The 11712-nt window shown below is 57.2% G+C and carries 7 protein-coding genes, 1 tRNA gene and 1 pseudogene; all 9 read right to left on the bottom strand.

Features of this window, described 5'->3' with window-relative positions:
* Positions 1–34: 34 nt before the first annotated feature.
* Positions 35–1441, bottom strand: a complete 1407-nt coding sequence (locus AH68_RS01470) for an ATP-binding protein (protein WP_039196991.1) — start codon at positions 1439–1441, stop codon at positions 35–37.
* Positions 1442–1551: 110 nt separating this feature from the next.
* The gene (locus tag AH68_RS01465; RefSeq protein WP_039196988.1) at positions 1552–3762 is read right to left on the bottom strand and encodes a DUF2207 domain-containing protein; all 2211 of its coding nucleotides are present in this window, start codon (positions 3760–3762) and stop codon (positions 1552–1554) included.
* Positions 3763–3875: 113 nt separating this feature from the next.
* Positions 3876–4436: a LemA family protein gene (locus AH68_RS01460; RefSeq protein WP_039196986.1), complete on the bottom strand. Its 561-nt coding sequence runs from the start codon at positions 4434–4436 to the stop codon at positions 3876–3878.
* A 180-nt stretch (positions 4437–4616) separates the two neighbouring features.
* Positions 4617–7277 carry a polyribonucleotide nucleotidyltransferase gene (locus AH68_RS01455; protein ID WP_039196983.1) on the bottom strand — a complete coding sequence of 887 codons (2661 nt, stop codon included), beginning with the start codon at positions 7275–7277 and terminating at the stop codon, positions 4617–4619.
* Positions 7278–7501: 224 nt separating this feature from the next.
* Entirely contained in the window at positions 7502–7771 is a 270-nt protein-coding gene (gene rpsO, locus AH68_RS01450; protein WP_003807806.1) for a 30S ribosomal protein S15, read from the bottom strand.
* Positions 7772–7903: 132 nt separating this feature from the next.
* Positions 7904–8578, bottom strand: a complete 675-nt coding sequence (locus AH68_RS01445; RefSeq protein WP_039196978.1) for a hypothetical protein — start codon at positions 8576–8578, stop codon at positions 7904–7906.
* A 151-nt stretch (positions 8579–8729) separates the two neighbouring features.
* Positions 8730–8803: transfer RNA gene (locus AH68_RS01440), tRNA-Gly, on the bottom strand.
* Positions 8804–8848: 45 nt separating this feature from the next.
* Positions 8849–9340: a holo-ACP synthase gene (locus tag AH68_RS01435; RefSeq protein ID WP_039196976.1), complete on the bottom strand. Its 492-nt coding sequence runs from the start codon at positions 9338–9340 to the stop codon at positions 8849–8851.
* Between the two features lie 319 nt (positions 9341–9659).
* A pseudogene (locus tag AH68_RS11240) lies at positions 9660–11672 on the bottom strand (beta-ketoacyl synthase N-terminal-like domain-containing protein); the annotation flags it as partial.
* Between the last annotated feature and the right edge of the window lie 40 nt (positions 11673–11712).

The following is an 11712-nucleotide window of genomic DNA, read 5'->3' as shown; positions in this document are numbered from 1 at the left end:
CAATCAACAGCCCCACAGCTAAACCGTTATCCTGCTACAGGTCGTACAAATCGTCGATGCCGATGAGTTTCACGCTTGGATCGCGATCGGCTACGGCTTGCACTCCCCTATCGAAACCGTTTAACGAGAACAGATAGTATGCGCGATCGCTCCCCTTAAGCGCCAACGATTTGTTGCGCAACGACTCAAGCATGGCGTTATCCATGGGCTTGTTGCGGAATTTGCATTCGCCGACCAGCACATGTGCGTTCGTCTTGTCGATGGCAACAACGTCGATTTCACGCGTGGAATCCCACCAACGCCCAACATGACTCGCACGGAAACCAAGCTCGCCTTGCATGCTCTTTCGACGCAGCCAATCCGCGCACATGCGTTCAAATGAAGCCGCCGCAAAATCATGCAAATATGGCGCTATCTCGTATTCGTACACACCTTTCGCATCCCCCATTTCCAGTTCCGAACGGTTCGACCCTACAAACGCATACCAAAAACGGAAGAAACTGTCAGGCACCTGGTAGAGTCCGCGCATGGCCTTGGACTGCTCCACAGGCTTGGCATCCACTGGAAACTCACGCTCCACAATATGCACTTCCATAAGGTTCTTGAGGTACGTGCTCACCGCCGAACCGGAAAGCATGGTTCGCTGGGCTATATCGTTCAGTTGGGTGGCCCCCAACGCCACAGCCTGCAGAATGGTGTTGTAGGTTGCCGGCTCACGGAATTCCTGATGCATCAAAAATTCCGTTTCGCTGTACAAGGGCATGCCGCGACGCAGGATCGTCCGCCGAATATTGTTTTCGACGCTTTCGCTAGGATCGAATTGCGCCAGATAATGCGGAATTCCGCCGAGTATGGCATACGCGAGCGCGTTGTCTTGCGCACTGTAATCGGGGAAGAATTGCGCGGCATCCCAATACGGCATCGGCAGGAGCTTCAGCACGCCGGTGGCACGCCCGTATAATGGCGATTTTTCCGAAAGCATCTCTTTTTCGATGAAGCTCATGGAGCTGCCGCACAGCACCATCATGACGTTGGAATCCTTCAATGTGTGATCCCAAAGATTCTGCAGTACGGAAGGCAAGGAGGAATCGCTTTTCGCGAGATAGGGAAATTCATCGATGATGATTAATCTGCGTTTTCCGTCTTGCGTGGGAAGATTGACTATGTCAGCCAGCGCTGATTCCCAATCGGAATACTGTTGCAGATATCGGCCTGCCGGTGCTCCCGCTTCGAACATCTGACGCGAGAAAGCAGCAAGTTGTTCATCTTTGGTCGCCGATGGAGATGCGAAGAACACATGCTGCCTGTTTCGCGCGAATTGCGCCAGCAGTTCCGTTTTTCCCACTCTGCGACGACCATACAGCACTACCAGTTGCGCTTTGTTGTTGGCATAGCAGTCTTCCAGAAACGCCAGTTCATCTTGTCTGCCTATAAACGTCATACATCAAATCGTAATTATACAAATTACGATTTGTCAAATTACGATTTGATTAATCATGATTTGATGGATTGTGTTGCGATGCAATACGTTGCGATACGTAATGCTGCAAGTCAGCGACCGCCGAAGCTGCCGCCACCGGAACCGCCGGACGAACCGCCGAAACCGCCACCGGAGAAACTGCCGCCGGAACCACTGAAACTTCCGGACGGTGATGCCGCCGAAATCGTCGATTGAATATCAGCGAAACCTGATTCCAACTGCGCGCCAATATCACCAAAATTGGCACTCGGCGAGAAATCCGTCGCATTGACATCGATCGAACCAGGACCACCGTAATAATGATTGAAATACCATGAACGGTAACTCCAGTAGAGCAGCGAATCGGAAGCGTTGGCATCAAGCCAATTCGGATCGGCCAATTGCGGATACGCCTTCAACAGCTGCTTCATCGCCTTTTCGGAAATGCCGAACGCAGTGGCATACACCATGTAGCGACCCCACAACGTCATATCAGCCACGCCACGATCACGGAAGTCGCTGAAATCCTCCATATACCGTTTCAAACCGACCACCTGACCGGCAAGACGCTGACCATTGTCGTTAAGCCCCTTCAATTTGAGGTAGCTCAGCGCAAACACGGACGCGAGCATCATCGGCGCGGAAATCAGCATGACCAACGCAAGATTGCCGATCACGCCAAAATATACTATGGAAAGGAACGACAGAATCGCAGCGCAGATACCTGCGGCGAACGCTCCCCCACCGCATGCCGAAGTGGCACCCAACATGGAGAATTCGCTACTGCACGCATTCGTAAACTTTTCCTGATACTTGTAGCCTTTCGACCAATCGGAGAAATTCTTGTCCATCTGTTTCAGGTCGAACACCGGAGAACCAATGCGTTCGGACGCCTTCACCAGCAGGTCGAGCGCGGTACGTTCGCTCTGGCTCAACGCCAACGACTGCGGGTTATCGAACACCACCGGCAGTATCACGATGGTGCTGGTTTTGCCTGCATCACGCGCACGGGCTGGATCATTGGAAATCAGCTGCGCGATATCGGCATTGCGAGACCGACTCATATCAATGCCCCGATACATGGCGGCCGGCCCCGGGTAAATGGCGATTGCTCCACGCGAGGCGAGCGAGAGCACGGAAGCCGACATTTTTCGGCTCGACAATGTTTTCGAATGCTTGTTGTCAACGATATACAGCAGTTCTGCGGCGCTGGCGGGACTCATTTCCGGTTCGTCACGCCAATACTCGACGCCACCGTGGTATTGCGAACGATTGAAACTGCGCAATGCGAGCACGACGGCGATTACACACAACACCAGGCCTATCACAGCGATGGCGACTCCTGCGATCAGGCGAATACGCGCTTTTGTGCGCTGCTGGTCACGCCACTGCTGCTCCTGTTGGGCCTCGCTTTCCATCAGGCCGTTTTTGATGGTGGTATCACGAGTGCGTGCCACACCGCTGGTCGCACCGACGTCGAACATGGCGACCACGTCAACATAGTCGCCGGCACGAACGTCGTGCACGGTGAACTGCAGCGACCCTTTATCACCACGTTCGGTGGTGGATGTGCGTTCGGTGTGCAGCCAAGCCCATGAATTATCTGCCGTGATGCCATCCGGGAACGTGACGGTGCCGGTGACTTTGCCGATGGGAATCTGATTGCTCACGCCGAGCGGCTCCCATTGGAACGTGGCCATGTCTTGATAGGCGGTGGTCACGCCCTGCATGGTCATGGTCACGTCGAATTTCAGGCTGCTTGTCGATGTGATGGAGGGAATGTTCCACCCGATTTCGATCTTCTTGGAACGATCGTCGGTATTGCCGGAAACAAGACCGTCTTTTGCGGGATCGAACGGCTGTGGATTGCTGTCGCCTTGCGAGACATCGGCGATGTACCACTGCTTCGCATGTTCTCGATTCCATTCGTCGGTGCTGTAGCTGCTTGGGATTGCGATATCGCCCTGCTGGTAGGTTTCCCCCGTTGTTACATTGCGCACGCTGATATCGGTAATATTGGTCAGATCGCTTTCCTTCAGCGTGTACTGCTGGTACAGCTGCTTCCACGGATGATCACCATCATCGTCGCTGCGGTCGGCGAGTTTCATGTCGATATGCTGGGTGACCTTCAAATCGCCATTGCTTTGCACCTGCACATCGTAGTCAAGCGTTTTGTAGCTCAGATCGGCACCACCGTCATCCGATGCCATGAACAGCAGCAAGGCCGCTACAATACCAACGGTAACAACGATTGCAATACCGAAGCTGCGCACTGCTCGTAACGCATGCTGTTTGGCCGCCATAATCCCTCTTTCTCGCTTCTTCTTCCCTCAGATGGCCATACACAACAGATGGCCGTACAAACCGAATTGAACAGTAAAGCCCCATCATTATCGGACGGGGCTTTACATGCATGTCAGAACTTAACTTGCGGAACCTGACGATCCGCTTCGTCCACCTGGAAGTAGGGGGCCTGTTCGAAATGGAACAAGCCGGCGATAATATTGGTCGGCACAACCTCGGTCTGGGTATTGTACTTCTGCACGACATCGTTGTAGAACTGGCGTGCGTAAGCGATCTTCTCTTCCAACGATTTCAGCTGACTCTGCAGATCCATGAAATTCGTATTGGCCTGCAGTTGCGGATAGTTTTCAGACACAACCTGCAGATTCATGAGTGCGCGGCTCAGCTGGTTTTCCGCGGCGATGCGCTGCGCCACGTCACCGCTTTGCGTGGCCTGCACCACGCCGGCACGGGCCTGTGTGACCTGCGTGAATACTTGGGATTCGTGGGCAGCATAACCTTTGACCGTTTCCACCAGGTTCGGAATAAGATCGGTACGCTGCTTGAGCTGCACATCGATTTGCGCCCAGCCGTTCTTCACACGATTTCGTAGTGTGACCAGCCCGTTGTAGGCGCTGACGGCCCAAAGCACAATAAGTACAACAATGACGGCAATGATAATGCCAAAGACCATGACGACTCCTTCGTTAATGGCTCCTCAAACCATTCTCGCATGCATTTAGGTACGTTATGACAAAACTCATACCCGTGTCTCATTTTCATGCATTCTACATGAAACGAAAAGTGCCCCGCACCTTTCGGTACAGGGCACTTCAGTCAGTCAGCTATGCTGCGAGGGATCCTTTTGCGGACGTCAGTCCTCAAAAGGATCAAAGTCGCGGCGGACGCGGCGGCGAGGACGCTCGGAACGCTCTTCGCGATCGGCACGGTACTCGTCGTAGTTCTCGTCGGCTGCGTAACGCGGGTTGCGGTCGTCGCGGCGGCTGCTGCGGCGACGGTCGGAACGACGATCATCACGATCATAATCACGATCGTCACGGTCGGAACGACGACGACGCGGACGATCATCATAATCACGATCATCGCGATCGGAACGACGACGACGCGGACGATCATCATAATCACGATCGTCACGATCGGAACGGCGATCATCACGATCATAATCACGGTCATCGCGATCGGAACGACGACGACGCGGACGATCATCATAATCACGATCGTCACGATCGGAACGACGATCATCACGACGGCCACGGCTGCCGCGACGGTCATCGCGATCGGAACGCTCACGACGCGGAGCGGAGGATTCCTGATCTTCGAAGCCCGGAATGGCCAAGGAGATCTTGCCGCGATCGTCAACGCCCTGCACGATCACCTCAACGGTGTCGCCTTCCTTGAGCACGTCTTCGACGGCGTCGATACGCTCGCCGTCGGCCAGATTACGGATCTGGGAGATGTGCAGCAGGCCGTCGGTTCCCGGTGTCAGATTCACGAAGGCACCGAAGGAGGTAGTCTTCACAACCTTGCCGTTGTAGGTTTCGCCGGCTTCAGGAACGTGCGGGTTGGCGATCTGTTCGATGATCTGCTTGGCCTTTTCAGCGCCGTCGCCACCCTCGGAGGAGATGAACACGGTACCGTCATCTTCGATGGCGATCTCCGCACCAGTCTCTTCTTGGATCTGGTTGATCATCTTGCCCTTCGGTCCGATGACCTCGCCGATCTTGTCGACCGGAACGGTGGTGGTGATGATGCGCGGAGCATACGGGCTCATCTCGGCCGGGCCGTCGATGCACTCGTTGATGACTTCGAGAATGGTAGTGCGGGCTTCCTTGGCCTGCTGCAGAGCGGAGGCAAGAATGTCTGCCGGAATGCCATCGAGCTTGGTGTCGAGCTGCAGAGCGGTGATGAACTCGGAGGTGCCGGCGACCTTGAAGTCCATATCGCCGAATGCGTCTTCAGCACCGAGAATATCGGTCAGGGTCTTGAAAATGTGCTGGCCGTCAACATCACCGGACACGAGGCCCATGGCGATGCCGGCAACCGGAGCCTTCAGCGGCACGCCTGCGGCGAGCAGCGACAGGGTGGAAGCGCACACGGAACCCATGGAGGTGGAACCGTTGGAGCCAATGGCTTCGGAGACCTGACGGATGGCGTACGGGAACTCCTCGCGGTTCGGCAGCACCGGCACGAGAGCCTTCTCCGCCAGAGCACCGTGACCGATTTCGCGACGCTTCGGGGAGCCAACGCGACCGGTTTCACCGGTGGAGTACGGCGGCATCTCATAGTTGTGCATGTAACGCTTGGACTGCGGACCGGACAGTGCGTCGATCTGCTGTTCCATCTTGAGCATGTTCAGGGTGGTAACGCCCAGAATCTGGGTTTCGCCACGCTGGAACAGTGCGGAACCGTGCACGCGCGGAACGATGTCCACTTCAGCGGACAGGGTGCGGATGTCGCGCAGGCCACGGCCATCGATGCGGTAATCCTGGGTCAGGATGCGGCGACGCACGATCTGGCGCTGCAGCTCCTTGAACGCATTGCCGATCTCCTTTTCCTTTTCGGCATCGTCCATGTCAGTGAATTCGCCGGCGAGAGTGGCCTTGACGCCTTCCTTGATCTCATGAATGCGATCCTGGCGCGGCAGCTTCTCGGCAATGGAGAGAGCCTCGTCGAGATCAGCGTGGGCGATCTCATCGATACGATTGTACAGATCTTCGGTGTACTCCGGGAAGAGCTGGAATTCCTTGGTTTCCTTCGCAGCGATGTTCTTGAGTTCGGCCTGAGCCTCGCAGATCACCTTGATGAACGGCTTGGCTGCTTCAAGACCACCGGCAACGACTTCCTCGTCCGGCTTGGTCTGGCCTTCGTCGTAGATGAGGTGCCAGGCGTTCTTACCTGCGCCGGCTTCGATCATAGCGATGGCGACATCGCCGTTCTCCACTACGCGGCCTGCAACCACGATTTCGAACACGGCGCGCTCACGCTCGCTCCAACGCGGGAAAGCGACCCACTGGCCGTCGATCAGAGCCAGGCGAACGCCGGAAACCGGGCCTTCGAACGGTAGACCGGAAATCATGGTGGAAGCGGAAGCAGCATTCAGAGCGATAACATCGTACGCATCGTCCGGGTTGACGGCGAGCACGGTTTCCACAACCTGCACTTCGTTGCGCAGCGTGTGTGGGAACAACGGGCGCAGCGGACGGTCGATGATACGGCAAGCGAGAATAGCTTCGGAGCTCGGGCGGCCTTCACGGCGGAAGAACGAGCCCGGGATCTTGCCGGCGGCGTACATCTTCTCTTCCACGTCCACGGTCAGCGGGAAGAAGTCGTAGTTCTCCTTCGGGCTGGAACCGGCGGTGGTGGTCGACAGAATCATCGAATCATCGTCAAGATAGGCGGCAACGGCACCATCCGCCTGCTGGGCGAGACGACCGGTCTCGAAGCGCAACGTGCGCTTACCAAATGAACCATTATCGATTACGGCTTCAACAGCCTTGATTTCGGGACCCTCCATAGGGTTCCTCCTTTTTTTCTTTTACCAACTATCGGCAGTCCTCTTCAGCGGACTCCAACCGATTTCTGCATGCGTGACGCGACGTTACCTTCGTCGCTTCCTCATCTTTAGATTCTAGACCTCATGCGCCCTAAACCTCGGGCTTTCAAACTGTCTTTTCCTCAACGCGGCTGTCATGCAAAACGCCCGAACGCCAAGGAAGGCATTCGGGCGGAAGAATTTAACTATCGGCGCAGACCCAGACGCTCAATCAGGGAGCGGTAACGGTTGATGTCAACGCGCTTGAGGTAATCAAGCATACGACGACGATCGCCGACCATCAGCAGCAGACCACGACGGGAGTGGTGATCATGCTTGTGCTCCTTGAGGTGCTCGGTCAGATCAGCGATACGCTTGGTCAGCAGAGCAACCTGGACCTCCGGGGAGCCGGTGTCACCCTCGTGGGTAGCGTAAGTCTTGATGATTTCCTGCTTTTCCTCAGCCGTAAGTGCCACGGCATCCTCCTTATGTTGCTGCGCGGTGCTGCCGGTCCAATACCGGCGCGCTCTCTATCCGCGGGCGAAATACGCCAAAGGGAAATCATACACGAGGGGCAGACCAAATCAGACCATTCCGCAAGCGACGCTTCAGACCACGTTCAGCAGCCCGCCGAACAGCACCACCGCGAGCGAAATGCTCTCGATCACGAAAAACAGCAAAAACGACGCCCAACTGCGCGTAAGCACATTGAATTTCGATTCCTTTTTGATGCAGACCAGCAGTCCAACCCACAGCACCGCGTAGACGGCGACACCGCATCCGGCCGCGATAATGCCAAGATTCGCGGCGTTGGCAAGCCCCGAGGAATCGCCATACATCACATAAGTGGCGTTCCAGAAGTTGAAGCTCAGCAGGCACATGCCGGCAACGAACTGCTCGGCGGCGAGTCCCACCACAAAAACCGTGCCCCACAGCCATTTCTTCACATCGGCGACCATCAATCCCAAGCCGGTCATCGCCATGATGGTGACAGTCCACGAAATCAACGCAACACCCTTGGGATCAAGGAAACCGAGGTTGTCGACAATCCAAGCCGCATCCTTGACCGCGAGAAAACGTCCCCACCAGTAGGGCACGATCAGAGCCACCAGCACCAGCGCGATGAACAGCACCCAGTGTGCCGGATGCGATTTACGACGCTCGATGTCGGCCAAGGAAAGATCAGACGCTTCAATGGACGCCGTCGGATGCTTGGAAACGTCGACCTGTTCGATCACGCCGTCGACGACTTCCGTCACCTTGTTGCCTTGCGTTTGTGCCATACCCGCTCCGTTGTATTGCGATTACCGCCTGCTGCGACCGTCACGCCGCTGTCGCGACACGTCCAGCATACCCAGTCGTCGAAGCAATCGTACGGCAGGTATGCAAAAGGCGTGCCATTAAGCACGCCTTTCTTCTTCTCTAACGATTGTGTGGAGCGGATGACGGGAATCGAACCCGCGTAATCAGTTTGGAAGACTGAGGCTCTACCATTGAGCTACATCCGCGCACCGTCTATGCCCGCCGAAGCCGACACGAAACGACTTGAGCCATTATACACACTCCCTCAACAATCGCAAGTCGAAATCGCAATCTATTGTCACCACCGCGGACGCAACAGATCCGTCATGGCTCATGGAAATATGTATTTCGCACGATTGGTCATCCCCGTCAACCGGCAGCCCCAACGATTGCCGCAACTTGCATCGCACCTCGGGCGAGAGCATGACGTGGGGCACGCCGTGGGAATCGTCAAGTATTTCGATGCGCGACCAAGGAAAATCGTCAAGCGTGTACGGATATGCAATGTCGCCATCGCCTTTCGCCCCACACGAAATCGCCTCGCACCACGCCTTGAGGAAGGCCTCCTTGCCCGCCCAGCGGGCCGCAAGATGCACCGCCTCGCTATCCCGCTTGACCCGCGCCCGTTGAGCGGTCTGCCATAGCTCGCGTGTGGAGAACAGGTTTCGCATGCGCGACCCAGGTTCGCCCAGTTGCTCGGCGAACGCAGGCACATCCACGATGTCATGCCCCAAACCCAGCATTTTCCAGCCTTTCGAAAGTTTTCAGAAAGAAACGAACCATGTCGACTTCCGCACAACAGGCGGGCGATACTTCGTTTTCATGCAAGGATACCATCATACTTAAGCGCTTCATCCTCTGCCGCCCGCATTGCGCTCCCCTCGTTTCACGTCTGCACAAGTGAAAATACGGCACCAAACGGAAGTCGTGCAGACGGAAAGTAAAGTGATTCAAGAATATGAAAATCCCGTATCTGCCGCGACATACTGAGATCGCGACAGATACGGGATTTGATGACTGTGCGTCTGAGCGCCAGAAATTTCAGGCGCCCAAACGCGGGAATCAGGCTTCGAAGTAGCCGGAGGCGCTCAGACGCGCGTTCGGATCGAGCAGCATGGCCTTCTCCACTTCGTGCGCGTTGTAGCCGCGGCCATCCTCATGGAAGCGACGGTTGTCAATCGGCTCGTAGAGCGCGGCGCGGCCCATCATGCCTTCCTCGAGGCGACGCTGGCCGGCAGCCAAACGCTCGTTGGCGCGATCATGCCATGCATTCAATGCCTCGGCGCCCGCGGTGTTGGCCACTGCCGCTTCGAATGCGCCCGGATTGACGATCGCAGCGAAGCCGGACACGTGGCCGAAACCGAGCGACGTGGCCAGGCCCGCCTTGACGGAGCCGACCTTCAGCGGTTCGCGCAGCCAGACCATGTGGTCGTCGCGCATGAGCTTCGGATCAACGCAGTCAAGGGAGGCATTGGCCGGAATCACGCCGGACTTGAACAGCTGGGTCAGACCGTTGACCTGGAAGATGCAGGCACCGCCCTTGGCATGGCCGGTGAGCGTCTTCTGCGAGATCACGAACAGCGGGTTGCCGTCAGCGCGGCCAATGGCGTGGGCCAACGTGTTGTGCAGTTCGGATTCGTTCGGATCGTTGGCGTTGGTGGACGTATCATGCTTGGAAACCACGGCGATGTCGTCCGGAGCGACGCCAAGACGAGCCAGATCGCGCACCAGCTTGGAATCCTTGCCGCCCATGCCCGCTGCAAGCGCACCCAAGCCCGGAGCCGGGATGGAAGTGTGCGCGCCGTCGGCGTAGGAGTGCACGAATCCGATCACGCCGGCAACCGGCAGACCGAGCTTCAACGCGATATCGCCACGGGTCAGCAGGATGGTGCCGCCGCCCTGGGATTCCACGAATCCGCCACGACGACGGTCGTTGGCGCGGGAGAAGAAGCGCGCGTCGATGCCCTTGGCGTACATTTCCTCCGAATTGGCGGTGGCGTTCATGTTGCCGAAGCCGATCACGGATTCCACGCCGATGTCGTCGATTGCGCCGGTGACCACGAAGTCGGCCTTGCCGAGTGCGATCTTGTCGGCGCCCTCTTCCAGAGAGACGGCTGCCGTGGCGCAGGCGGAAATCGGCTGGACCATGTTGCCGTAGCCGCCGATGTAGGACTGCATCACGTGAGCTGCAACAACGTTCGGCAGAGCTTCCTGCAGAATGTCGGTCGGAATCTCATGGTTGAGGAAGCGATCCAAGTACAGCTTGCGCATGGAGGCCATGCCGCCGAAACCGGTGCCCTGCGTGGAAGCGACCATCGACGGATGCACCGCTTCGAGGATTTCGGTCGGCGTGAAGCCTGCGGACAGGTAGGCATCGACCGTGGTAACGATGTTCCACAAGGCGATCTTGTCGACGTCGCCGACCATGGAGGCCGGAATGCCCCACTTGACCGGGTCGAAGCCCTTCGGGAACTGGCCTCCGACCGTACGAGTCATGGCCGCGCGGCGAGGCACGCGAATCATGGAGCCGGCATGGCGGGTCACGTTCCACTCGCCGGATTCGGCATCGGCCGCGAAGCTGGTGTGCGCTTCGTCAAGCTTGACGTACTCTTCGGCAATCTCACAAGTCGGAACCGAGAAGGTCACATCGTGGTCAAGGAACACCTCGGCCTCTTCCTCGTCAGTGCCGTCCTTGTAGTCGTTGCCCATGCCTTCGTCGAACGGACGCACGCCGGAACGAGCCACGACCGCGTCATGGTAACGTTCCGCGATATCCTCCTCAGGCACGAGGTTGCCGTCAACGTCGTACCAGCCCGGCTTGGGGCTGTCATTCCACGTCAGCAGACCCATGTTCCATGCCAGTTCGAGCACCGCGCCGGCAGACAGGTCCACTTGACCGTCGGAGTGAATGCCGAGTTCGGCTTCGAAGCGGGTGCGGCCGGAGCCCCACGGTCCAAGTTCGCCCACGGACACGATAACGATTTCGTCTTCCGGACGGGCGGTGACGTTCTGCCAATCGGCAAGATCGACCTTGGCCTGACGCGGAGCACGCGGGCTTGGCAGCGCCTTGATGAGCGTCTTGGCCTCGGTATCGGATTCGTTGCCTGCGATTGCG

Origin of the sequence: Bifidobacterium catenulatum PV20-2, assembly GCF_000800455.1 — a bacterium.
Taxonomy (GTDB): Bacteria; Actinomycetota; Actinomycetes; order Actinomycetales; family Bifidobacteriaceae; genus Bifidobacterium; species Bifidobacterium kashiwanohense_A.
Note: the sequence above shows the minus strand (reverse complement) of the source record. Positions and strands in the feature narration are given on the sequence as shown.

Bases quoted from the DNA above. Each gene is read 5' to 3' on its own strand.
- AH68_RS01435 (WP_039196976.1), bottom strand. From the start codon at position 9,340: ATGCTGGGTTTGGGGCATGACATCGTGGATGTGCCTGCGTTCGCCGAG.
- AH68_RS01445 (WP_039196978.1), bottom strand. From the start codon at position 8,578: ATGGCACAAACGCAAGGCAACAAGGTGACGGAAGTCGTCGACGGCGTG.
- AH68_RS01470 (WP_039196991.1), bottom strand. From the start codon at position 1,441: ATGACGTTTATAGGCAGACAAGATGAACTGGCGTTTCTGGAAGACTGC.
- AH68_RS01465 (WP_039196988.1), bottom strand. From the start codon at position 3,762: ATGGCGGCCAAACAGCATGCGTTACGAGCAGTGCGCAGCTTCGGTATT.
- AH68_RS01455 (WP_039196983.1), bottom strand. From the start codon at position 7,277: ATGGAGGGTCCCGAAATCAAGGCTGTTGAAGCCGTAATCGATAATGGT.
- AH68_RS01460 (WP_039196986.1), bottom strand. From the start codon at position 4,436: ATGGTCTTTGGCATTATCATTGCCGTCATTGTTGTACTTATTGTGCTT.